The organism is Streptomyces sp. NPDC088730, assembly GCF_044751215.1.
Lineage (GTDB): Bacteria > Actinomycetota > Actinomycetes > Streptomycetales > Streptomycetaceae > Streptomyces.
Genome location: NZ_JBIVLK010000008.1, coordinates 61,404 through 84,466, shown reverse-complemented (window position 1 = coordinate 84,466; position 23,063 = coordinate 61,404). Strand labels below are relative to the sequence as shown.

Annotated in this window: 17 protein-coding genes; 11 read left to right on the top strand and 6 right to left on the bottom strand. The window is 71.7% G+C overall.

The features are described 5' to 3' along the window. Positions 1-88 precede the first annotated feature (88 nt). From ACIP89_RS23795 to ACIP89_RS23785, 3 genes are all read left to right on the top strand, one after another. A complete protein-coding gene (locus ACIP89_RS23795) occupies positions 89-2,650 on the top strand; it encodes a S8 family serine peptidase (RefSeq protein ID WP_402116580.1) in 2,562 nt (853 codons plus the stop codon). Beyond that, positions 2,650-5,595, top strand: coding sequence for an FG-GAP repeat domain-containing protein (locus ACIP89_RS23790; RefSeq protein ID WP_402116579.1), 2,946 nt, complete (start codon positions 2,650-2,652; stop codon positions 5,593-5,595). The genes ACIP89_RS23795 and ACIP89_RS23790 overlap by 1 nt, the downstream gene beginning before the upstream one ends. A 113-nt stretch (positions 5,596-5,708) precedes the next feature. Next, entirely contained in the window at positions 5,709-9,092 is a 3,384-nt protein-coding gene (locus ACIP89_RS23785) for an ATP-binding protein (RefSeq protein WP_402116577.1), read from the top strand. Positions 9,093-9,205: 113 nt separating this feature from the next. On the opposite strand, the gene ACIP89_RS23780 is transcribed toward ACIP89_RS23785, so the two are convergent. Further along, positions 9,206-10,864, bottom strand: coding sequence for an acyl-CoA dehydrogenase family protein (locus ACIP89_RS23780; RefSeq protein ID WP_402116576.1), 1,659 nt, complete (start codon positions 10,862-10,864; stop codon positions 9,206-9,208). A gap of 63 nt (positions 10,865-10,927) precedes the next feature. Next, complete coding sequence (locus ACIP89_RS23775) at positions 10,928-11,548, bottom strand: TetR/AcrR family transcriptional regulator (RefSeq protein WP_401926460.1); 621 nt, start codon at positions 11,546-11,548, stop codon at positions 10,928-10,930. Between the two features lie 354 nt (positions 11,549-11,902). Between ACIP89_RS23775 and ACIP89_RS23770 the strand changes: the two genes are divergently transcribed. After that, positions 11,903-12,490, top strand: a complete 588-nt coding sequence (locus ACIP89_RS23770; protein ID WP_402116575.1) for a phosphotransferase — start codon at positions 11,903-11,905, stop codon at positions 12,488-12,490. On the opposite strand, the gene ACIP89_RS23765 is transcribed toward ACIP89_RS23770, so the two are convergent. After that, the gene (locus ACIP89_RS23765) at positions 12,477-14,348 is read right to left on the bottom strand and encodes a transketolase (RefSeq protein ID WP_402116574.1); all 1,872 of its coding nucleotides are present in this window, start codon (positions 14,346-14,348) and stop codon (positions 12,477-12,479) included. The genes ACIP89_RS23770 and ACIP89_RS23765 overlap by 14 nt on opposite strands. A gap of 355 nt (positions 14,349-14,703) precedes the next feature. Between ACIP89_RS23765 and ACIP89_RS23760 the strand changes: the two genes are divergently transcribed. After that, entirely contained in the window at positions 14,704-14,949 is a 246-nt protein-coding gene (locus tag ACIP89_RS23760; protein ID WP_401924609.1) for a DUF6343 family protein, read from the top strand. A 190-nt stretch (positions 14,950-15,139) separates the two neighbouring features. On the opposite strand, the gene ACIP89_RS23755 is transcribed toward ACIP89_RS23760, so the two are convergent. Then, positions 15,140-15,820, bottom strand: coding sequence for a TetR/AcrR family transcriptional regulator (locus ACIP89_RS23755; RefSeq protein ID WP_402116572.1), 681 nt, complete (start codon positions 15,818-15,820; stop codon positions 15,140-15,142). 113 nt (positions 15,821-15,933) lie between these two features. On the opposite strand from ACIP89_RS23755, the gene ACIP89_RS23750 reads away from it, so the two are divergent. The 6 genes from ACIP89_RS23750 to ACIP89_RS23725 all read left to right on the top strand — a co-directional run bounded on the left by ACIP89_RS23750 (position 15,934) and on the right by ACIP89_RS23725 (position 21,581). Further along, positions 15,934-16,626, top strand: a complete 693-nt coding sequence (locus ACIP89_RS23750) for a hypothetical protein (protein WP_402116570.1) — start codon at positions 15,934-15,936, stop codon at positions 16,624-16,626. A 219-nt stretch (positions 16,627-16,845) separates the two neighbouring features. Next, positions 16,846-17,562, top strand: coding sequence for a GntR family transcriptional regulator (locus ACIP89_RS23745; protein WP_401926472.1), 717 nt, complete (start codon positions 16,846-16,848; stop codon positions 17,560-17,562). A 90-nt stretch (positions 17,563-17,652) separates the two neighbouring features. Continuing rightward, positions 17,653-18,966: an MFS transporter gene (locus tag ACIP89_RS23740; protein ID WP_402116568.1), complete on the top strand. Its 1,314-nt coding sequence runs from the start codon at positions 17,653-17,655 to the stop codon at positions 18,964-18,966. 38 nt (positions 18,967-19,004) lie between these two features. Continuing rightward, a complete protein-coding gene (locus ACIP89_RS23735) occupies positions 19,005-20,366 on the top strand; it encodes an acyclic terpene utilization AtuA family protein (protein WP_402116567.1) in 1,362 nt (453 codons plus the stop codon). Positions 20,367-20,371: 5 nt separating this feature from the next. Next, entirely contained in the window at positions 20,372-20,689 is a 318-nt protein-coding gene (locus ACIP89_RS23730) for a DUF4387 domain-containing protein (protein ID WP_402116566.1), read from the top strand. 43 nt (positions 20,690-20,732) lie between these two features. Then, the gene (locus tag ACIP89_RS23725) at positions 20,733-21,581 is read left to right on the top strand and encodes a poly(aspartic acid) hydrolase (protein ID WP_402116564.1); all 849 of its coding nucleotides are present in this window, start codon (positions 20,733-20,735) and stop codon (positions 21,579-21,581) included. A 21-nt stretch (positions 21,582-21,602) separates the two neighbouring features. Here ACIP89_RS23725 and ACIP89_RS23720 read toward each other — a convergent pair whose 3' ends face one another. Together ACIP89_RS23720 and ACIP89_RS23715 are read right to left on the bottom strand one after the other, a co-directional pair. Continuing rightward, positions 21,603-22,079 (bottom strand): amidohydrolase family protein, encoded by a 477-nt coding sequence (locus ACIP89_RS23720; protein ID WP_402116562.1) that lies wholly within the window; start codon positions 22,077-22,079, stop codon positions 21,603-21,605. Between the two features lie 65 nt (positions 22,080-22,144). After that, positions 22,145-23,047 (bottom strand): hypothetical protein, encoded by a 903-nt coding sequence (locus ACIP89_RS23715; protein WP_402116560.1) that lies wholly within the window; start codon positions 23,045-23,047, stop codon positions 22,145-22,147. Between the last annotated feature and the right edge of the window lie 16 nt (positions 23,048-23,063).

Sequence of the window (23,063 nt, the reverse complement as noted above, 5' to 3'; positions counted from 1 at the left end):
AACGTCCCTGCCGGGCCTTGTAATGCCCGAGTAACGGTGCCCTTCTAGCGTCCGGACTCCCCCGTACCGTTCCTGGAGGAGCATCCCGATGCACCTGTCCCGATCGCCCCGGCGCAGAACCGCCGCATGGGCGGCCGCAGCGCTCACCCTCACGGGCCTGCTGATCGGCCCACCGTCCGCGGCCGCCGCTTCCGGGCCGACCGCCCAGGTCGACGCCGCCCTGCTCGCCGCCGTGGACGGCGGCGGCGACGCCTCGTTCTTCGTCGTCCTCAAGGACAGGGCCAACCTGTCGCCGGCCAGGAGCAAGCGCGCCCACGCCGCGAAGGCGAGGTCGGCGTTCAACGAGCTCAGGACGGAGGCGCGGACCAGCCAGCGCTCGCTCAACTCCTTCCTCGACAAGAGGAAGGTCGGCCACCAGGACTACTGGATCGCCAACACCGTCAAGGTCACCGGTGACGCGGACCTCGTCGCGGAACTCTCGAAGCGCTCCGACGTCGCGCGGATCGTCAAGGAGCAGCACTACAAGCTCGACGACATCGAGAGCAAGCCCTCCAAGGCGGCGGCCGAGGCGAGGGGCGACGCCTCCTCGAAGGCCGCGGCCACCGACGAGGACGGCACGCCCGAGTGGGGCGTCAAGGACATCAAGGCCGACCGGGTCTGGGACGAGTACCGGGACCGGGGTGAGGGCATCGTCATCGCCAATGTCGACTCGGGCGTCCAGTTCGACCACCCGGATCTGGTGGGCAACTACCGCGGCAACAACGGCGACGGCTCCTTCACGCACGACTACAACTGGTTCGACGCCAGCGGCCAGTGCCCGACCGGCGCCCCCTGCGACAACAACGGCCACGGCACCCACACCATGGGCACGATGGCGGGCAAGGGCGGCATCGGCGTCGCCCCCGGCGCGACCTGGATCGCCGCGAAGGGCTGCGAGTCGAGGAGCTGCTCGGACGGGGCGCTGCTCGCGGCCGGCCAGTGGATTCTCGCGCCAACCGACCACAACGGTGAGAACCCGCGTCCCGACCTCGCGCCGAACATCGTCAACAACTCCTGGGGCGGCGGCAACACGACGTTCTACCAGGACACCGTCGAGGCCTGGAACGCGGCGGGCATCTTCGAGGCGTTCGCGGCCGGCAACGCCGGTGACGGCACCACCTGCTCGACCACGGAGGCACCCGGCGCGCAGGCCCCGGCCTACGGCGTCGGCGCGTACGACTCGGCCGGGAAGATCGCGGATTTCTCCGGCTTCGGCCCGTCGCTGGTCGACGGCTCGATGAAGCCGGACATCTCGGCCCCGGGCGTCGACGTCCGCTCCACCTGGCCGGGCGACTCGTACAACACGATCTCCGGTACGTCGATGGCGACTCCGCACGTCGCCGGCGCGGTGGCCCTGCTGTGGTCGGCGGCTCCGTCGCTCATCGGTGACATCGACACCACCCGCACCCTGCTCAACGAGGGCGCCACCGACGTCGACGACACGCACTGCGGCGGCACCGCGGCCGCCAACAACGTCTGGGGCGAGGGCAGGCTCGACGTCTACTCCTCCGTCGAGAAGGCTCCGCACAGCGCCGGAACCGTGACCGGCAAGGTCACCGACAAGGCCTCCGGCGCCGCGCTGTCCGGCCTCTCCATCCGGGCCACCGACGCCGCGGGCACCTCGCGCACCGTGCACACCACCGCGAGCGGCGGCTACCGGCTGACCCTGTCGGCCGGCACGTACGACTTCACGGTGAGCGGGTACGGCTACGCGACGTCCACCGTCTCCGGCGTCGAGGTCACCAAGAGCGGCGACCTCACCCGGGACTTCGCACTCGACGCCGTCGCCTCGCACCAGGTCTCCGGCACCGTCAAGGATGTCCAGGGCCGCCCGCTGGGCAAGGCCACCGTCGAGGTCTCCGGTACTCCGGTGAAGCCGGTCACCACCGGCACCGACGGCACGTTCACCCTGTCCGGGGTGGCCGAGGGCAGCTACACCCTGACCGTGACGCCCGCCGCCCCGGTGCTCTGCAACGGTGTGTACACCGAGTCCCTCGTGGTGGCCGGTGACATGTCGGAGCAGGTCAGGCTCCCCCTGCGCACCGACTCCTACGGCCACACCTGCTCCCCGGCCACGTACTCCTGGGTCAAGGGCAGCGACAAGGTGACGCTCAGCGGTGACGAGGACGCCACGACGATCCCGCTGCCGTTCCCCGTGGAGCTGTACGGCGTCTCCTACACCAGCGCCTCGGTCACCACCAACGGTCTGATCAACTTCATGGAGCCGCGCCTCGGCGACTTCGACAACGTCGCGCTGCCGTCCGTCACCGAGCCCAACGGCACCGTCGCCGCCCTCTGGGACGACCTGGTCCTGGACAAGAAGTCCAGCGTGCAGACGGCCACCAAGGGCGATGTCGGCCACCGTACGTTCGCCGTCGTGTGGAACAAGGCCGCGTACGCGGACGGCTCGGACGGCCGCGCCACCTTCGAGGCCGTCTTCGACGAGGCCACCGGTGCGGTCACGCTGCAGTACAAGACGGTCGACGACCGAGGCGCCGGCGCGACGGTCGGCATCGAGGACCAGGCCGGCGTCGACGCACTCCAGTACTCGTACAACCAGCCGGTGCTGACCGCCGGTTCCGCCGTTCGTATCGCGCCGGAAGGCAAGTAATGAGAACCCACACTCCGCGGCGGGCCATGCGGCTCGCCTCCACCCTCGTCGCGGCCGGTCTCGCGCTGACCGCGGCCCCGCACGCGCTGGCCGCCGACAGCTCCCCCACGGCGATGCGGCTCACCGCCGAGCAGGCGAAGCAGCTGGCCGCGAACGCCCAAGTCGATGTGTACGGCGACGGCACAGCCGAGGACGGCGCGTCGGACGGCGCCGCCACCCCCGCCGATCGCGGCACATCGCTCCAGGACCCGTCCGGCGGGAGCGCAGCGAAGCCCAAGGCATCCGGCACCGCCGCGGCGGGCACGCCCGTCACCTTCACCAAGAAGTCCGCGCTGTACGGCGTCAACGGACTGGGCGCCACCGTGCAGGCGGGCTCCCACGGCTACTTCACCGTGCACGGCCTCGCCACCATCCAGCTCCACAAGGCCGACGGCTCCACCACCTGGTCCCGGAGCAGCGACTCGCTGTACGCGGACTGGGGGATCACGCCCCTGCGGCCCTGGGACACCGAGTTCTACCCGGCACGGGTCATGATGGGCTACAACGCGGTCAGCCCGTTCTCGCCCAACTCCGAACAGGGGTACGACACGGGCGACCTGACCGGTGACGGCGTTCCCGACCTGGTCTTCTCCGCGAGCGTGGGGATGAACCCGCCGACCGGCGTCACCATCCCCGGGTCCAAGCTGACGTCCGGCACGATGGTGACCGTCCTGGACGGCAAGTCCGGGAAGACGCTCTGGTCGAAGGTGTACGCCTACGCCAGAATGGTCAAGATCGTCGACGGGACGCTGCTGGCCGCCGACTCGCCGCAGCTCAACAACAGATCCGCGGCCGACACGACGGGCGCCCTGTACGGCACCCGCTTCTCGTACGCCGACGGGGCCCTGACGCCCTCCTCGACCTGGACCTACGACACCGGGGAGGCGGGGACGGGCGCCTGGGGCGCGCTGGAGGACGCGGGCGACGGGAAGATCGCCGCCTCCTGGAACCTCAGCAGGACGGCGACGACCGCCGCGCGCGGGCGCACCCTGGTCCTGGACACCGCCGACGGTTCCGTCGTCTGGCAGACGGACAGCGAGCTGTACGGGCGCCAGCTGCACCTGGACGCGGCCCGTGGCCGGATCGTGGCCCTGGAGCAGGCGGACCCCTCGGACGCGGTCAAGTACCAGATCGCCTCCTACGACTTGGGCAGCGGCAGGCGCATCACGCTGGACACCCGGGTCAACGCCTTCCCGACGGCCATGACGATCGGTGACGTGACGCCCGGCGGCGGGTCCGAGTACGCGGTCAGCGAGTCGACCCTCGACTCGTCCCTGTTCCTGAACTCCAGTACCGTCCGTGTCCTGAGCGGCTCGGACGGCGCCACGGTCCAGTGGACGCACACGACCAAGCGCGCGCCCGGCAACGACCGCAACGCTCCGGCCACCTGGCACCTGGACGTCGTCGGCGGCAAGCTGATCGCCGCGGCCCAGGACGACACGGACAGCGCGCTGGCGCAGAACACCAGCAGCCTGCGGTACGGCTCGCTGACGGCCTTCAACGCCAAGGGGAAGATCGCCTGGCGGCAGGCCGGTCTGAACGCCTCGCCCATGTTCCAGCAGGCGTACCGCTCCGGTGGCAGCGACTACGTGCGGACCATCGACGCGCAGCAGAACATCCACGAGTACAAGCTGGGCAACGGCAGGCAGCAGAGCCTGACTCCGCTCCAGGGCGACCTCAGCTACGCGCAGGCCGCAGACCTGAACGGCGACAAGAAGCCGGACGTGGTCGCCGGCGGCACCTCGAACGGTGTGTGGGCGTGGTCGGGCCCGTCGCTGGTCGAGGGCGCGCCCGAGGAGCTGTGGAAGACCACCGTGCCCGGCGCCGTGCACAGCGTCCAGACCGGTGACGTGACCGGAGACAAGAAGCCAGAGGTGATCGTCGCCGCCGAGACAGCGGTGGTGGTCCTCGACGGCACCACCGGCAAGGTACTGGCGACCATCGACGGCGGCGGGCAGTACGTGCGCTCCGTCACGGTCGCCGACATCGACGGCAAGGGCAAGTCCGAGATCCTGGTGCCGACCGACGCGCTGCGCGCCTACAAGGGCAACGGCAAGGCGCTGTGGACGTATTCGGCTCCCGCCTCCGACGGCGACGTGGTCTTCTCCGACACCGTGACCGGTGACGGCCAGGTGTACACGCAGTACTCCTCCAAGGGCGCGCTGGACCTGCCCGACGCCGCCGAGAACGGTGTCGCGCTCGACGGTGCGAAGGGCACCGTGCGCTGGACCGCCGATCCCACGGCCCCCGCCGAGGCGGCCGACGGCAGACTGCACGGCGCACTCCTGGACCACGCGGTCTTCGCATCGCCGAAGATCCCGTACGCGGACGGGCACGCGGTCGTCTACACCTGGCTGGCGCTGACCGACCCGGCCACGGCCGGCGACATCTCCAGCGCATTCCCGCACGTTGTGGTCGAGATCCGCGACGGGCGCACGGGGGAACTGCTGCACCGCACCGTGAACGGCGGCCCGTGGTCGCACGGGAACTTCTTCATCGACGGCGAGGGCGGCCCGCTCTACGACCTGAGCTTCGGTACGTTCCGCGGCTACGGCGCCGACGGCCAGGACACCAGCAGTTCGGTGGTGGCGCCGCTGCGAACCGCCCAGTTCATCACCGGGCCGGGTGGCCGCGAACTGGTGGCCGGCGGTCTGGAGGGCGGCGTGGGCGTCTGGGATCCGTCGGTGCTCACGTCGGGCTGGTCCTTCCAGTCCGGCCTCGGCAGCGCGACCGTCCTGGGCGGCCGCAACTACCTCGCCGCCGACCTGGACGGCGACGGAGTCGACGACATGGTCTCGCTGAACTTCGACGACCACGGCGTCAACCGGATGGCGGAGGAACTGGGCGGCGGCGTGCTGTCCCTGAACGACGCCGCCCGCCAACTGGCGGTGTACACCCTGTCCTGACGCCCCGCCGGTCCGAGCGGCGCGGCGCCGTGACGACCCGGTGAGGGCCGACCACTGAGGACCCCCGGCGGCGGCCGGGGGTCCTCAGTGTGCTCGGTTACAGTGGCGCCCTCATGAACGCGCGACGTACCACCGGCACCGATCCCCTGGCGCCACGCCTGGACCTGCACCTTTTCGGCGGTTTTCGGGTCACCCGCGAATCCGGCCCGGCACCTGCGGAGCGCTGGCCGAGAATGACCGCGCAGGCCCTGGTGAAGCTGCTCGCCGTGGTGCCGGAACACCGTCTGCACCGCGAGCAGGTCATCGACGTCTGCTGGCCCGGCGCAGAGCCGCACGCGGCGCAGGGCAGCCTGCGCGTCGCGCTCCATTCCGCGCGCCGGATCCTGGAGCCCGAACTCGCCTCGCGCGCCACGTCCGCCTACCTGGTCTCGGAGGGTGCGCTGCTGTTCCTGAACCCGGCGACGGTGTGGATCGACGCGGACCAGGCCGAACGGGACGCGCGGGACGCGCTGGCGAGCGGCGGCGTGGCGGAGCTGGCGCGGGCCCTGGAGTGGTTCTCCGGCGAGCTGCTGCCCGAGGACCGTTACGCCGACTGGGCGCAGGGGCGCCGTTCGCAGCTCGCGGAGCTCAAGGAGCGGGTGCTGCTCGGCCTCGCCTCCGCGCGTCTGGAGGCGGGCGCGCTGCGGGAGGCGGCGGCCACCGCCGAGCGGGTGCTCGAATCGAGTCCCGCGGAGGAGCTGGCGCACCGCATCCTCATCGACGTGTACACCCGGCAGGGGCTGCGGCGTCGCGCGGTGCGGCAGTACCACGTGTGCCGGGCCGCGCTGGACGCGGAGCTGGGGGTGCGGCCGGGTACGGAGACCGAGCGCCTGCACCGGGTCGCGCTGGCGGCGGACCTTCCGCTCGTGCCGTCCGCGCCGTCCCTGCCGGCCGTCCTGCGGGTCCCGGTGGCGACCCCGCTGCGCGGACGCGGGGCCGTACTCGAACGGCTGCTCGCGGCGGACGGCCCCGCTGTCGTCAGCCTGCTGACCGGCGAGGCCGGGGTGGGCAAGACCCGGCTGGTGGGCGAGGTGGCGCGACGGGCCGCCGCGTCCGGCACCGCCGTGCTGTGGGGCGGCGGGCACGACGCGGAGGGGCACACGCCGTACGGGGCGTTCGCGGAGGCGCTCGACGGGTGGCTGGCCGAACGCGAACCGGACCAGCGGGCCGGGGTCGGCGCGGAGTACCCGGAGCTGGCCGCGTTCCTCCCGGCGCTGGGCCGGGTGCGTGCGGACGAGGAGCGGAGCCCCGAGGAGGAACGGGACCGGCTGTTCCGCGCCACCGCCGGGCTGCTCGGCGAACTGTCCTCCGTGCAGCCGGTACTGATCGTCCTGGACGACCTGCACACGGCGGACGAGGGCTCGTTCCAGCTGCTCAGCCACTTGGCGCGGCGGGCGGCGCAGACGGGCGGCCCCCGGTTCCTGGTGACGTGCCGCGAGGAGGAGATACCCGACGGCGACCCACGCGGGACCGGGCTGACGTCACTGCTGCGCCAGGGGCTGGCCACGCGCGAGGAGGTGCCGCGGCTGAGCCAGGAGGCCTGTCTCGCGGTGGTACGGGACACGGTGCCGCCGCCCGCCGCACGGCAGCCGGCGCCGGGACCCGACGGCCCGGCCGGTGGCGTCGCGGCGGACGAACGGCTGAACCGGGTGTGGGAACTCTCCCTCGGCAACCCGCTGTTCGCCGTCGAGCTGGCCCACGGGCTGGCAGAGGACGTACCCGGTGTGCCGGCGCCGGACGGCATCCGGCAGCTGGTCGGGGAACGGCTCGGCCGGCTCGACCACGACACGCGGCGCATCGTCGAGGCGCTCTCCGTCGCCGGCCCCGAGACCGCCCTGTCCGAACTGCTCGACGTAGCCGCGCACGGACTGCACCCTCCGGTCTCCGGCGGCGCCGCGACCGACGCGCTGGAGCACGCCATCGGCGCCTCCCTCGTCGAGGAGCGCGAGATCGTGCTGGCGGGCCGGCACGAGGCCGGGCTGATCTTCCGGCACCCCCTGGTCCGTCTCACCTGCTACGAGGAGCTCTCCGCCGTCCGCCGCAGGCAGCTGCACGGCGCGTTCGCCCAGGCGGTGCTGCGACGCCGCCCCGACGCCGTCGACACCCTCGCCTCGCACTTCGCGCACGCCGACGATCCGCGCGCCGCCGAGTACCTGCGCAGGGCCGCCGCACGGGCCGCGGCGCTCTTCGCCAACGACACGGCGGACCGCTACTACCGGGATCTGGTGGCGCGGCTCGACGTGGACGCGGCCCGTGCCCGCCTCGCGCACAGCCAGGTGCTGTGCCGGATGGGCAGCTTCGGGGAGGCGGCCGGGGCGCTGCGGCTCGCGCTGGACGAGTTCGCCCGCCGCGGCGACCACGAGGACGTGGTACTCACCGCCGCCCGGCTGGCCGACGCCCTGGCGCGGGCGGGCCGCCCGGACTCCGGCAGACAGGTGCTGGCCGAGCATCAGGTGACCGGGGACACCGCGGCGGAGCCGGCCGCCGGGCACTACCTCGCGCTGTCCATGATCTGCAAGATCCAGGGGCGGTACGAGGAGGGCCACCTGGCCGCCCAGCAGGCGCTCGCGGTCGCGCTGCGGGTGTCCGGAAAGCAGGGGCAGGGGCTCGTGGCCCGCTCGTACGCCCTGCAAGCCAGCAATCTGGGCCTCAACGGGCGGCTGGACGAGGCGCGTACGGCGGCCGGCCGGGCGCTCGCTCCGGCCGAGGAGTACGGCGATCCGACCCTGCTCGGCTCGGTCCTGTCCACCTTGCGGGAGAACCGCCGGCGGGGCGGCCGGCTCCGCGAGGCGGTGGCCATGGGAGAGCGCGCCCTCGACCTCGCGGAGCAGTCGGGAGATCCGATCGCGGCCGCGTTCGAGCGGGCCAACCTCGCCGAACTGTTCCTGCTGCTCGAAGAGTTCACCGCCGCGCGGACGCTCGCGGAGGCCGCGGTGGCGAGTGCGGAGCCGGACGACGCGTGGTGTCTGCCGTACACCCTGGCGACGCTGGCCCTGGTGCGGATTCGCACCGGGGAGCCTTCGGAAGCGGCGGCCCTGCTGGACCGGGCCGAGCGGTCCGCCGTGGGCATGGTGGACCGGCAGGCCGGCCGCGAGGTACGCACGGCCCGTGCCGAACTCGCCCTGCTCGCCGGACTTCCGGTCGAGGCGCTGCGCGCGGTGGACGGCTTCGCGCAGGAGGCCCCGGTGCTGGCCGCCTGGGGGCGACTGCGTGCGGGGCATGCAGGACCGGCGCGGCTGATCGCGCACGCGGAGGTCGAGCGGGCGGCGGGGACCGGTGAGCGGATCGCCGAGGCGGACGCCCGGATCGCCCTGGCCGTGGCCCTGTTCCGGCTCGCGCAGCACGAGGCCGCGCGGGAGGCCCTGGACAGGGCAGAGGAGCTGGTACGGGCGCTGCCGTATCCGGCGGGGATCCGTCATGCGGCCGATGCGCGCCGCCTGATGGACGAGGTCGCCTGAGACGGGGGCGCGCCCGTCCCCACCTCCGTCTCCCCCGTGTCCGCTGCGTCCTCTGCGTCCCCCGGTGTCCGCAGTGTCCGCTGCGTCCTCTGGCTCCCCCGTCTCCCCCGGTCTCAGGCGGGGAGCCGCTCCAGCAGCCCGGCGAGGTCCGTACCCGGCGCGAGGGTGCCGAACGCCAGGCCCCGGTCCCCGTCCAGCCGGGACGCGCAGAAGGCGTCGGCGACCGGGGCCGGCGCGTGCCGGACGAGGAGGGAGCCCTGGAGCACGAGCGCGGCGCGTTCGATGAGACGGCGGGCGCGCAGCGGGGCGTCCTCGGTGAGGACGAGTTCGCCGCGCAGGTCCTGCCAGGCGGCGTCCAGTCGCCGGTCGGCGCCGGAGGCGGCGTCGATCTCGGCGTGGAAGGCCTCGAAGGACTCGGGCTCACGCGCCAGCGCCCGCAGCAGGTCGAGGGCGTTCACATTGCCGGAGCCCTCCCAGATGCCGTTGAGCGGGGCCTCCCGGTAGAGGCGCGGCATCCCCGACTCCTCGACGTATCCGTTGCCGCCGAGGCATTCCAGCGCCTCGGCCACCGCGACGGGCTGGCGCTTGCAGACCCAGTACTTGCTGACGGCCGTGGCGAGCCGCAGGAACGCGCGCTCCCCGGTATCGCCCCGCTGCGCCCGGTCGGCGGCGCCCGCCAGCCGCAGCGCCATCGTCGTCGCGGCCTCCGACTCCACGGAGAGGTCACCGAGCACGTTGCGCATCAGGGGCTGGTCGATCAGCTCGGCACCGAACACCGAGCGGTGGCGGGCGTGGTGGGCGGCCTGGGCGAGGGCGGCGCGGGTGCCGGCGGCGGAGCCCAGGACGCAGTCCAGGCGCGTCATGGTGACCATGTCGATGATGGTGCGCACGCCCTTGCCCTCGGTGCCGACGAGCCAGGCCACCGTGTCGTCGAACTCGGGCTCGCCGCTGGCGTTGGCGCGGTTGCCGAGCTTGTCCTTGAGCCGCTGGATGCGGAAGGTGTTGCGGCTGCCGTCCGGCAGCACGCGCGGCACGAGGAAGCAGGAGAGTCCGCCGGGCGACTGGGCGAGCACCAGGAAGAGGTCGTTCATCGGTGCGCTGGTGAACCACTTGTGTCCGCGCAGCCGCCACGTCCCGTCGGCCGCTTCGGTGGCCGCGGTGGTGTTGGCCCGTACGTCGGTGCCGCCCTGCTTCTCCGTCATGCCCATCCCGGCGAGCAGGCCGGGCTTCTCGGCCGGGGTGCGCAGGCCGGGCTCGTAGACCCGGCTCGTGAGCAGCGGCTCGTACGTCTTGGCCAGGTCGGGTGACCGGCGCAGCGCCGGGACCACCGCGTATGTCATGGAGACCGGGCACAGGTGTCCCGGTTCCAGGGTCGTCATCAGCATGAAGCCCGCGGCGCGGGCCACGTGCGCGCCCGGACGCTCGTCGGCCCAGGCGGCTCCGGCCAGGCCCGCGCCCACCGAGGTGTCCATCAGGTGGTGGTAGGCGGGGTGGAACTCGACCTCGTCGACGCGGTGTCCGTAGCGGTCGTGGGTGCGCAGGACGGGTTCGTGGTCATTGGCCTGGTCGGCCCAGCGCTGCGCCTCCTCGCTGCCGACGAGGCGGCCGAGCCGGTGCAGTTCCTCGGTGTGCCACTCGGCGCCCTCGCGACGAACGCCCTCCAGCAGTACCGCGTCGTCCGCGACGTCATGGCCGGTCAACGGCGGTGTCTGGTTGGTGACTTCGTGGGTCAGGGCGGTGGGGTGGCTGCGCGGGGTGTCGGTCGTGGGCACGGGTTTCCTCCGGGTGGGATTGACGGGACGCGGACGGGAGGCAGAGGGTTCACGCGGGTCCGGTCAGGGCTGTGGGGGGCCGGGCGTGGCGCCCGCGCAGCGCAACGCCATGGCGACGAGTTCGGCGAGGAGCGCCTCCGAGGCCTTCTCGTCGCGGGTGCCGAGCGGGTCGACGAGCACTTCGGCGATCGCCCCGGTGAGCGCGGCCGCGGTGATCTCGCCGTTCTGGGCGGGCAGCAGGCCGGAGTCGATGCCCTCGTGCACGACCTGGGCGAACAGGGCGCGGTAGCGGCGGCGGAATTCGAGGCGCTCGGCGCCGACCGCCGGTTCGGCGGGGGCCGCGAGCAGTGCGTAGGCCAGTCCGCGGTTCTCCAGGGCACGGCGGGCGAAGACCTCGACGCCGCGGCCGATCCGCCCGACGGGGTCTCCCGGTCCCTGGAGCACCTCGCCCAGTACGTCGAGCTCACGCCCGGCGGCGCGCCGGAACACCTCGACGGCCAGGGCGGTCTTGGACGCGAAGTGCTGGTAGACCGATCCGGCCGCGATGCCCGCCGAGTCGGCGACGGCGGTCACGGACGCCTGTGACCAGCCCACTTCCGTGATCACCGAGGCGGCACAGGTGATCAGGTGCTCTCTGGCGGCTTCGAGCCGACTGATCTCGGCCGGGGTCTTGCGGTAGGCCATAAAAGAAGTGAACCACCATTCAGACTTTCCCGCCACGATCGGTTCCGCCTGCCCGGCCCGCAAGGCGGACGCGATCGCGCCTGAGCACCCTCCTGGACAGCGCGGACCGCTCGGCCGGCGGCAGCGAAGCGCTGGTCCGCCGTGAGCGGCGCTGACCTACCGCGGGTTCGCCGAAGCGCAACGTGGCTTGGTCTCCCGTGCCGTCGGCCTGACCGGCGGTCGGAGGTGCGCTCTGCCGCCGTCGGCATCCGACGGCGGACCACCGACGTACCCAGGAGATCTCACCATGACAAGCCGCCTGCCCGCCCGAACCGGGAGAGGCGCCGCTCTCGCTGTCCTCGCGGCGAGAGCCGGGTGACCGCGGACTCGGCGCTGTCGCTCGTCGGCGTTCTGGAAATGCACGCGGGTCTCGATCCCGGCCCCGAGCGGCGCTGGTCGCAGTTCGTCACAGATCAGATGACCGGCCATCGTGACGAGGACTCTCAGCGGCCGGCCGGCCGAGACCGGCGCGACGGGCGGAAACCGGCCCAGGCCTGCGAGCGGCTTCCGGCGGCCCACGGGCCCGTCACCCTTCCTTCGGGAGACCTGGTTCACGGAGATTTCCGCCCCGGCAACATCCTCTGCCACGCAGACCGGATCAGCGGGGTCATCGACATCGAGGCACTGGGCAGCGGCACCCGCGTCTTCGACTACGCCACGCTGCTGAGCGCCCACGGCATCACACCGGAAGCGATGGACATCCTCGGCACCGCCGGCGAGCGGGTAGCCGGAGCCGGCGCCCTTGCCCACCGCTTCACCCACCTCGTCCTCGGACTCACCGCCTTCGTCCGCCAACGGGAGCTTGCACCCGGCATTCAGAACGTGCGCAAGCTCCTCGGTCGCGTGGTGATCCCGCTGAACCGCGCCGACGGGACCGAGCTCAAAGCTGTCAGTGGCCCCTGACCAGGCTGCGGGCCGAGTCGGCGATGTGGGAGCGGGAGATCCCGGCCGCGTCGAGGAGCTCGTCCGCGGTGCCCGATCCCGGCAGTCCGATGACGGCGAGGTGGGCGAAGCGCGGGTTGCCGCCGGACGTCGCGAGGGCCGAGAGGACCGCTTCTCCGATACCGCCTTCGGGGTGGTGGTCCTCGACCACGACCAGGGCTCCGGTGTCCGAGGCCGCGCGGACCAGGGTGCCGGCGTCGACGGGCTTGACCGAGTACAGATCGATCACGCGGGCCGAGATGCCCTCGGCGGCGAGTTCGTCGGCGGCGGCCAGGCACTCGTGCAGGGTCACACCGGCGCCGATCAGCGTGACCTGGTCGGCGTCACTCCCGCGCAGGGTCTTGGAGCCCCCCGGCTGGAAGGTCTCGTCCCCGCCGTAGAGGACCGGATAGGCCCCGCGGGTGGTGCGCAGGTACGAGATGCCGTCGATATCGGCCATGGCGGCCGTCAGGGCGGCGGCCGAGGTCGCGTCGGACGGATAGAGGACGGTGGATCCGAGGACGGCACGCATCATCGCGAGATCCTCGACACCCATCTGGGAGGGGCCGTCGGCCCCGATCTCCACGCCGCTGTGGGTCCCGCACAGGGCCATGGTGACCCCGGAGACGGCGGCCATCCGGATGAAGTCGTGGGCCCGGGTGAGGAAGGCGGCGAAGGTGGTGGCGTAGGGGCGGTAGCCGCGCACGGCCATGCCGACGGCGGTGGCGATCATCTGCTGTTCGGCGATGTACGTCTGGAAGTACCGCTCCGGGTGGGCCTTCTTGAAGTCCTCGGCGTGCGTCGAGTTGCCGACCTCGGCGTCCAGGGCGACCACGTCGGGACGGGCCCCGAGGGCAACCAGTGCCTTGCCGAAGGCGACCCGGGTGGCGACTTCGTCCCCCACCTCGTAGCGGGGCAGCTCCACCGGGGTCGCTGCCGGGGCCGGAACGGGGGCTGCCTCCGGCGGCCGGGGGCCGCGCACCCTGAGATCGCGGATGCCGCCCAGCTCCGCCACGGCCCGCTCGGCCAGGTCCTCGGGGAGCGGTTTGCCGTGCCAGCCTTCCTGGTCGGCGACCTCGCTGACGCCCTGGCCCTTCACGGTCCGGGCGACGATGACGGTGGGCGCCTGCCCGTCGGCGGCTGTGGTCAGGGCCCGGTCGACCGCTTCGAGGTCGTGGCCGTCGACCACGATCGCCCGGCAGCCGAAGGCCTCGGCGCGCCGCGCGTAGGCAGCCGTGTCCCACTGGAGCTCGGTCGGTCCGCTCTGGCCGAGCCTGTTCACGTCGACGATCGCGGTGAAGTTGGCCAGCTGGTGCCGCCCGGCCTTGTCGAGCGCCTCCCAGACGGAACCCTCGCTCATCTCGCTGTCCCCGCAGAGCACCCATACCCGGTACGGCTGCTTCTCCAGGTCCCGGCCCGCCAGCGCGATGCCGACGCCGTACGCGATGCCCTGGCCCAGAGAGCCGGTAGCCAGGTCCACCCAGGGCAGCACCGGGGTGGGGTGGCCCTGGAGGCGTTGGCCGAATCGGCGGTACGTGGTCATCAGCTCCTCGTCACTGACGACTCCTGCGGCCTTGAACATGGCATAGAGGAGAGGTGACGCGTGCCCCTTGGAGAAGATCAGGTGGTCACCGGCGGGATTGTCCGGCGCCGACCAGTCGTAGTGCAGATGGCGGGCGAGCAGGACGGCCATCAGATCGGCCGCCGAGAGGCTGGAGGTGGGGTGCCCGGAACCCGCGGACGTGCTGGACCGCACGGAGTCCACGCGCAGTTGCTGGGCAAGCTCGAAGATCTGAGGCAGGTCACTGCTGGAATCGAGCGTGGTCGGTCGGGTGGACATGGCCGGGCCTTCCGTACGGGTGCGGGGGAAGAGGAAGAGTGACGGTGGGACGGGAGACGAGTTCCCTGATCCGGGCGATCCATCACATCTCCGGTCCGCTTGACCTCATTCGGCCGTGGAGTGCGTGCGGGGCAGCGGCGGCCGCGCAACCGCGACACGCGCGATGCCGAACCGTCCACGCACCGCCGGTGTCACCCCAATGCACGAGGCCGCCCGCTGTTCCCGGTCCCCGGGCAGCAGCGGGGCCACTGCGCCTTCCGGCGTTCGATGAGGCCGCCGGCACGGTCCGGGCGGGCCCCTGACCGCTACGGTGGCCAGGGGCTGACACGGCACGCCGGAGGAGGGCGGGATTCGGATGAGACGAGGCACGGAACCCGCGAACGCCCGCAGTGCGCTGCGCCTCAGGAGAATTCTTGCCACGTCGGCCCTGTTGCTCTTCGTCGTGGCCGCGCTGCTGCTCGCCCTCGGGGCGGCTGCCGCCGACCCCGGCGACACACCGACCCGCACGGAACTGGCCGTCCTCGCAGGAGTGTGCGCACTCCTCGCCGCGACCGCCGGCATCGACCTCCTGGTGCTCCGGCGGAGGCTGAGACGCCGGTGACGGCGTGCCTGCCCGTCTCATCCTGGCAGGCAGCAGCCCCGAGCCACCCCTCCACGGCCGCTCACCGGCAGGCGACGACGCCCCGCGGGGTGTCAGCCGTCGCCACGAGAACGCGCGCATCCGGCGCCGGGCGAATCCGGTGCAGGCGCACTCCGGGCCGCGAAGGATTTCCGCCGGGGCGGACGGCGTCTCAGGGCTGCGGCCGAGCGCGCACCGTCAATGGAGAACGAGCGGTGCGGTCCCGGTCGGGAGTGAGGAGGTACGCGGTCGCCATGTCGCCGAGTTCGTCCGCGTACCGGCGCAGGGCGACCTCGCCGGTGGCGGGGTCGGGGCGCACCGAGTTGTGGAAGCAGGCACCGAGGAGGGCGCGGGCCACGGTGTCCAGCGCCGCCTGCGGGTCGGAGCGCCGGATCTCGTCGGTGTAGCGGGTTGCGGCTTCGACCAGGAGGCGGTGGATCTCGGTGATGGCATGGGCCCCTCGGTCCACCGCCTTGACGCCCCGTGCGCGCAGCAGCTCGGGGAAGAGCTTGTTGCCTTCGGCGAAGGACTGCAGCAGGGCGTGCGCGTAAGCGTCCATGACGCCGGAGAGTGACGGCTCGGCCGCACGCAGCCGCTCGGCGACGTAGGCCTCGCGGCGCTCCAGCATCCGCTCGGCCAGGGCGGTGACCAGCTGCTCCTTGTCGTCGAAGCGGCGGTAGATCGTGCCGACCGAGACGCCGGCGCGTTCCGCGACACCGGTGATCGTCATCTCCTCCAGGCCGGCCGAGGAGGCGATCTCCTCGGCCGCCCGCAGTACGCGAGCCAAGGTCGCGGCGCTGCGCGCCTGCCGGGGCTCTCGGTAGAGCGGTGCGGGATCTGGCTCCTCGGTCATGTCACGCATGGTATCGGCGGCGGTCTCGGCCGGTTCTCTTGACAAGTCGCTCGCTCCTGCGCGTAACCTAACGCGAACGAGAATTCGCATTCACATTTCGTGGAGGTTCGAGAATGACAGACACCCGGACGTCATCACCCGTGACCGTGGCGCTCGCGTCAGGACCCACCGGTGGGAGCATCGACGACTTCGAGCTGTTCTACGCCCGCCGCGCCCTTGAGCGCTTCAGGACACGGCTGGGCCGCCAGGGGCTGCTCGACCTGCTGGCCGAGGACATCGAGGAGGGCAATGCCTTCCTGCGCGAGAACGCCCGCGCCTCCGAGGGCGTCTTCAAGTCGGGCACGACGGTGCTCACGACGCGGGGCATCGGCTCGGGCGCGTTCCTGGACTGGATGGACCAGGCGTTCGCGGGCGACGAGGGCCCCCTCCTCGCGGCGCACCCCGAGCACTACATGATGGGTACCGATTCCATCGGAGCGCGCGTGGTGGAGAACATCGGCCCCCACGTCGCCGACTTCTACATGGGCGGCTGGGGAACGGAAGCCCTGGCCTGGGCCAAGGACGCGGCGGAACTCCTCCCCGAGTCCGAGTTCCCGCGCAAGATGTCCTCGAACCTCTTCCTGGCCGACGGCACGGTCGTCGGGCGGGCGCTGATCCAGTTCGGTGACACCACCGACGGCTTCACGGCGAACCTGACGGTGTACTTCCCCGTCACGTGCCCGGACGAGGTCCTGGAGCACCACCTTCGGCACTACGCCGTCGAGTTCAGGAACTGGATCGTCGCCGCAGCGGCTGCCCGCGCCTGAGGAAGCACGTTCCGGACGCGCATCAGGACGAGGAACGCCGACGAGCCTCTCGCCGAACGCAACGACGGGGCGGACATTCGATCGGCGTCGACCGGGGGGGCGTCTTCGTCATCCCGGCAATCCCGGCACTCGTGACGATGGGCTCGACGGACACGGTCACGACGGTCACACCCAGACCACCTATTGACTATTTGCTATAGCGGAGTCAATCTTGCGGGCATGAGTTCCGATGCCCTCAGCCCCATGGAGACGACGTCGCTGGCCGACCAGGCCTATCGGCGGCTTCGTGCCGCGGTCCGCGAGGGGGCGTTGCAGCCGGGCGAGAAGATCACCGAACGCGATCTCGCGGCCCGTCTGGGCGTCAGCCCCACGCCCGTGCGCGAGGCGCTGCGTCAGCTGGTGCACGAGAAGGTGGTGGAGCGGGTCGGGACCCGGGCGCTGCGGATCGCGGATCACTCGGCTTCCGCACGCTCGGAGATCGTGGAGGCCGAGGTACGGCTGTCGGCCCTCATGGCACGCCTCGCCGCTCGGAACGCCACCGATGCCCAGCTCGCGGAGCTGGCCGGCGTGCTGGAGCAGGCCGACTCCCTGGCCGGACAGATCGAACGGGACCTGGCCGAACACGGGGCGCACACCGACACCACCGACAAGCTGGTGGCCATCCACCGCCTCATGCGCCGCTTCCACCACCACGTGGAAGCGGCGGTCGGCAACCCGGTGCTCGCGGGCCTGCTCCAGCAGGCCCGCGCGTTCAGTGACGAGGAACGCCTCGATCTGACGATCAAGCTCGCCCCGGAACGTGCCGAGGCTTTCCGCCGGCGGTTCCGCGAACATCGCAGTCTGCTCGACGCTCTTGTCGACCGGGACGAGGAGCGGGCCGAGCTACTGGCCGCACGTCACCACCGCGAGGCCCTGAATCAGCTCTCCAGCAGCTGACCGGACACCCCGGAGTGCCCGTCCGTCGGACCATGGACGTGGTCGGGATACGCACACCCCTGTTGCTATAGCATATGGCAAGGAGCCGCCATGCTGCATGACCACTCCGGCGCGACCGCGTCGGAAGGGACTCCCGCCCTCGCGTCACCGGCACCGGAACCCGCCCCCCGAAAGCGGATGAGCGCGAGCGCGGTGCTGTGGGTCACCCTGGCGGTCTTCGCCCAGGAATCGGTCTGGAACTTCTACGACGCCCAAGTCCCTGAGCAGCTGCGCCATTACGTTGCCTCCGCCGGCGTCGTCGGTCTGATCATGGGTCTCGACCACTCCTTGGGGATCTTCACCCAGCCGTCCGTGGGCTTCCTCTCCGACAGGCTCGTACGCCGCCGAGCGGGACGGTGGCCGATCGTGCTGGCCGGTGCCGTGATCGCCGCGGTCCCGTTCGTCCTCATACCCTGGGCGGGCAGTCTTCCCGTGCTGATGGTGTGCGTCGTCGGGTTCGCCCTGGTCGCCAACGCCTTCAAGGGCGTGACCGAGACACTGATATCCGACTACGTACCGGCCGGGAGCCGCAGCAGGGCGCAGGGGTTCATCAAGGCCGGTGTCAGCCTCACCATCATCGTCTCGTCCCTGATCAGCCTGCTGGTCGTGGACCGCAGCCTGCACCTGGCGTTCGCGATCCCCCCGGCCCTGATGCTGATCATGCTCGGGCTGTCCTGGGTCTTCCTCGGCCGCCGGCACGAGCAGACCGTCCTGCCCGAGCAGCCCGTCGACGGTCAGGAGGACGTACCGGAGTTCACCTCTCCCTGGGCGGTCCTGAAGGATGCGGTACGCAGCCCCTCCAGCCCGACCGTGCTGCTGATGATCGGCATCTTCTGTTTCTCGGGCATGTGGACCGCGCTGCGCTCGCTGAACACGCCGTACGGCACCGAAGTGCTCGGGCTGACCCGCGGTGAGGCCGGCGGGCTCGCGCTGCCGGGCGCCGTCGCCTTCCTGGTCTGCGTGCTGCCGCTCGCCTACGGCTCCGACCGGCTCGGACAACTGCGCGCCATGCGCTACGGCGTCGGCCTGTTCATCATCGGCCTCCTGGTCGGCTTCGCCGTCCCGACTGTCCCGGGAACGGTCGTCTCGACGGTCCTGTCCGCCATCGGCTACGCCTCGTTCGCGGTCAACGCGCTGGTCGCGCTCTGGGACCTGGCCCCGACCCAGAAGGTGCTCGGCACCTACACCGCCCTGTACACCATCGCCTCCTCCGCCGGCATGGCTCTGGGCCCGGCGATCCTCGGCATCACCGTGGACCTCACCAGCTGGCGCTTCATGATGCTGAACGCCGCCGCCTTCGCCGCGGTCACCTTCGCCGTCTTCACCCTGCTGGCCCGCCGGGCTCCGGACCGGAACCCGGCGTGAAGAACCGTTCCACCAGCACAACGAAAGGTCCTGACCCCATGGAACTCCGCATCCTCGCCCCCACCGGGGCGCTGGGCGCCGGCTTCGACGCGGACGCGTTCCGTCGTGGCGTCGAAGCCCGGCCCCATGTGATCGGCTGCGACGCCGGGTCCACCGACTCCGGCCCCGCGGCCCTCGGCTCCGGCACGCCCAAGCTCTCGGCCCAGGCCGTGGCGCGCGACCTGCGGCTCCTGCTGAAGGCCCGCGACGAGCTGAAGGTGCCGCTCATCATCGGCTCGTGCGGCACATCCGGCCGCGACGTCGGAGTCGACGAGGTGGCGGCCCTCACCCGCCGTATCGCCGCAGAGGAGAACCTGCACCTCAAGCTCGCGCTGATCTACTCCGACCAGCCCGCCGAACGCCTCCAGGACCTCTACGACGCCGGCCGCATCCGGCCACTCGCCCACGCACCCGAGATCGACCGCGAGCTGTTCGGGCGCAGCCACACGGTGGCGATGATGGGCGTCGAACCCATCCAGGAGGCTCTGGTCGGGGGCTGCGACGTCATCCTCGCCGGCCGCGCCTCCGACACCGCCCTGTTCGCCGCCCTCCCCCACCTGCGCGGCGCCGATCCGGGTCTCGCCTGGCACCTGGCCAAGACCATCGAGTGCGGCGCCGCCTGCGCCGTCCCGCCCTCCGCCAACGGCCTGCTCGCGACGTTGCGCGACGACCACTTCGACGTCACCACCCTCGCCGACGGCACCCGTCTCACCCCCCGCTCGGTCGCCGCCCATACCCTGTACGAGAACGCCGACCCGTTCCACATCGCCGAGCCCTCAGGCGTCCTGGACACCACCGACGCCACCTACGAGGCCGTGGACGAGCGGACCGTCCGCGTCCGGGGAGCCCGCTATCTCCCGTCCGACGGCTACACCAACAAACTCGAAGGCGCCGAACTCGTCGGCTACCAGACCGTCATCATCGGCGGCGTCCGCGACCGCGTCGTCATCGACGCCCTGCCCGAGCTCCTGCCGTTCGCCAAGCAGTACTTCGACGCGAAGATCCTCGACGTCTTCGAAGGCTCGGTGGATCCGGCGTCCGTCGACATCGACTTCCGCCTCTACGGCGGCGGGGCCGTGCTCAACGGCACGGAGCCCGAGCCCCTCCAGCCCCGCGAACTCGGGGTACTGATCACCGTGACCGCCCACGAGCAGGCCACCGCCCACGCGATCGCCACCTTCGTCGCGCACGCCAGCAGCCACCTGCCCATCGCCGAGTACGACGGGCTCGTCTCCACCCTCGCCTATCCCTGCTCGCCCCCGGAGACGGACCGCGGACCGCTCTACCGCTTCACCCTCAACCACGTCGCCACCGGCATCACGCCCACCGAACTGTTCCGCACCACCACAGAGGAGCTGTGAAGCCCGTGGCCACCCTGCTCGACTACTGCTCGCTGGTCCGCTCCAAGAACGCCGGACCCTTCAGCCTCACCTTCGACTTCATGTGCCACGACCAAGCCGCCTACGACGCACTGGTGGCGACCGGATTCCTCGACAAGCACCTCTTCGCGTCCCTCTACGGCACCGACCCGGACCAGATCCTCGTCGTCAACCACCCCGGCGCACTCGCCGTCAAGGTGTCCCTGCCCCGCCCCACCGTGCAGGGCGACCTCCACGACACCGACTGCTACGCCGGCCAGCAGTACGCCCCGCTGATGGACATGGAGCTGCCTCCGGCCCGCTGACCCGCGCCCGCCCCTCGTCCCCACGCACTCCGGAGCCGCACCCATGCCCGTGTCCGACGAACGTCCCCTGTCCCCCTGGCACTTGCCTCCCGGCCACCCCGCACAGCTTTTCCTCACCGGAGCCACACCGCTGTTCGCGCTCACCGGCGACCCACGCGTCTCCTACTGCCTGTACGTTCCCCGCGGGCACAGCAACACCGGTGAGCCCCGCCCCCTCGTCGTGGCCGTCCACGGAAGCCACCGAAACGTCGGTCAGGCCCGCGACCACTTCGCCGACTTCGCCGAAGAGCACGACTGCGTCGTACTCGCGCCGCTGTTCCCGGCCGGCATGACCGGCCCCAACGACCTCGACAGCTACAAATTCCTGACCGCGCCGGGCTTCCGGGCCGACCTTCTCCTGCTCGACATGATCAAGGAAGCGGCCGGCCGCTGGCACATCCGAACCGACCGCTTCCATCTCCACGGCTTCTCCGGTGGCGGCCAGTTCGCCCACCGCTTCTTCTACCTCCACCCTCATCGCCTCGCCTCCCTCTCCGTCGGCGCCCCGGGCCGGACCACCCTCCTGGACACCCGAACCCGGTGGTGGCGGGGTACCGCTGACAGCGCGGAGCTTTTCGCGACCGCTCCGGACACCGCGGCCATGGCTGACGTACCCGTGCAGCTCGTCATCGGGGAGAACGACACCCACGTCGAGGTCTGGGAAGGCGCCGAGCAACCGGGCAGCCGTATGGACCGCATGAGGGAACTGCGCGAGAACTGGGACCGGCACGGCATCGCCACACGTCTGGACATCGTGAGCGGCGCCGGACACAGCGACCTCGCCGTCATCCCGGCCGTACTCTCCTTCCTGACCGACCAGGTCGCGGATCGGGCGGCCCTACGGCACACGTGAGCAGCCGGACAGCGACCACGCTCAGTGGGCACCGGGCTTGGCGGCGACCCGCTCCACAACGGCGTCCAGGTCGGCGCGGGACCACCAGGAACCGTCCCTCATCACCCCCGCGATCGCCCGGAGGGCGGTGTGGCTCCTCAGCGGATCCTCGTCGAGAAGCACCAGATCGGCGGGCATACCCGGCGCGACCCGGCCGGATTCGCCTTCCTCCCCGAGGAACCGGGCCGGCTCGGTCGTTGTCATCCGAAGGATGGTGAGCGGGTCGAGTCCGGCTTCGGCGAGATGGCCGAACTCGTCGTGGAGGGCGAAGCCCGGGATGATCCCGGCGGCCCCGCACGCATCTGTTCCCGCGACCATCGGCACGCCGGCATCGGCGAAGGTCCTGGTCATCCGCAGCTGCGCGGCCCAGTGGTTGTGCAGGGCGTTGCGGGTGACGCCGGGGAGCCTGGCGAACTTCTTCGCCGACTTGTCCCACGTGCGCAGCTCCTCCGGCGCCATGTACCGGCGCCTCGGGTCCTCGGTGTGTTCCGGCGAGTCGCCGAACTGCTGGGTGTGGACCCGGATCAGGGTCGGACACTGCCAGGTGGTGTGTTCGACGAACAGGGCGGCCAGCTCCTCCGCCTTCTGCTGGTCGTAGGAGCCGTCGGCCAGTCCGTAGGCGTGCGCTTCCCCTTCGGACGTGCTGGTCGCGGGTTCGTGACCATTCCCTTGATCAGCTTCATCGCCAGCCTGTCCGCGCCTGGGATCCTGACCCTGGGGATCGGCGGGAGCTTGCGGGCGGGGCTGCCCGCGCGGATCTCGCTCTCCTTGGAGGACGCCGCGGCGAACACCGTGACACCCGGGCCGAGGTGCTCGATCGACCACACCCCGGCGCGTGCGGCCTCCCGGGGGTCGAGGTCGGCGGGCAGGTGGCCGCCGAGACGGATTCCGAGGCGGTTCGCCTCCCGGAGAGCTGCCAGGAAGGTCTCACGGGTCGTCATGCCCGCCTTGACGAAGTCGGCGCCGTCCCGGTGCTGTTCCCGTACGGCCCGCACCGCGCCCTCGGCGGTGCTCGCGTTCAGCGGGGTCAGCAGGTCACCGGCCGTCGCCTTGAGCACCGGCGCACCCGTCGGCCTGGGCAGCGTGCCCTGGCTCCGGGACTTCAGCAGCGCCCTGTTCCCCGACATCTGCCGGAAGCCGACGACGCCGTTGGCGAGCATCAGGGCGTAGGTGCCGTCGACGTCCTCCGGAGTGTTCAGGGCGTGTGTGTGCATGTCCATGAGCCCCGGGACGACGCACCGGCCCCGCCCCTCCACCACGTGCGCGCCCGCGGCCGGCGCGCCGGTCGCCGTCACCGACGTGATCCGGTTCCCTTCGACCACCACGTCCTGACCGGGGGTGCCGCGCCCGTCCAGCGGATCGACCACGGTGACATCCCTGACCAGCACCCGCCCGTTGACCATGGACGGCTCGACGTACCTGCTCATGTCTCTCCTTGGTGCC

What these genes read in the sequence shown, in the direction of transcription:
- ACIP89_RS23795 (WP_402116580.1), top strand. Translation starts at nt 89, where the DNA reads ATGCACCTGTCCCGATCGCCCCGGCGCAGAACCGCCGCATGGGCGGCC.
- ACIP89_RS23715 (WP_402116560.1), bottom strand. Translation starts at nt 23,047, where the DNA reads ATGAGCAGGTACGTCGAGCCGTCCATGGTCAACGGGCGGGTGCTGGTC.
- ACIP89_RS23735 (WP_402116567.1), top strand. Translation starts at nt 19,005, where the DNA reads ATGGAACTCCGCATCCTCGCCCCCACCGGGGCGCTGGGCGCCGGCTTC.
- ACIP89_RS23740 (WP_402116568.1), top strand. Translation starts at nt 17,653, where the DNA reads ATGCTGCATGACCACTCCGGCGCGACCGCGTCGGAAGGGACTCCCGCC.
- ACIP89_RS23720 (WP_402116562.1), bottom strand. Translation starts at nt 22,079, where the DNA reads ATGGCGCCGGAGGAGCTGCGCACGTGGGACAAGTCGGCGAAGAAGTTC.
- ACIP89_RS23725 (WP_402116564.1), top strand. Translation starts at nt 20,733, where the DNA reads ATGCCCGTGTCCGACGAACGTCCCCTGTCCCCCTGGCACTTGCCTCCC.
- ACIP89_RS23755 (WP_402116572.1), bottom strand. Translation starts at nt 15,820, where the DNA reads ATGACCGAGGAGCCAGATCCCGCACCGCTCTACCGAGAGCCCCGGCAG.
- ACIP89_RS23750 (WP_402116570.1), top strand. Translation starts at nt 15,934, where the DNA reads ATGACAGACACCCGGACGTCATCACCCGTGACCGTGGCGCTCGCGTCA.
- ACIP89_RS23745 (WP_401926472.1), top strand. Translation starts at nt 16,846, where the DNA reads ATGAGTTCCGATGCCCTCAGCCCCATGGAGACGACGTCGCTGGCCGAC.
- ACIP89_RS23790 (WP_402116579.1), top strand. Translation starts at nt 2,650, where the DNA reads ATGAGAACCCACACTCCGCGGCGGGCCATGCGGCTCGCCTCCACCCTC.
- ACIP89_RS23775 (WP_401926460.1), bottom strand. Translation starts at nt 11,548, where the DNA reads ATGGCCTACCGCAAGACCCCGGCCGAGATCAGTCGGCTCGAAGCCGCC.
- ACIP89_RS23785 (WP_402116577.1), top strand. Translation starts at nt 5,709, where the DNA reads ATGAACGCGCGACGTACCACCGGCACCGATCCCCTGGCGCCACGCCTG.
- ACIP89_RS23760 (WP_401924609.1), top strand. Translation starts at nt 14,704, where the DNA reads ATGAGACGAGGCACGGAACCCGCGAACGCCCGCAGTGCGCTGCGCCTC.
- ACIP89_RS23765 (WP_402116574.1), bottom strand. Translation starts at nt 14,348, where the DNA reads ATGTCCACCCGACCGACCACGCTCGATTCCAGCAGTGACCTGCCTCAG.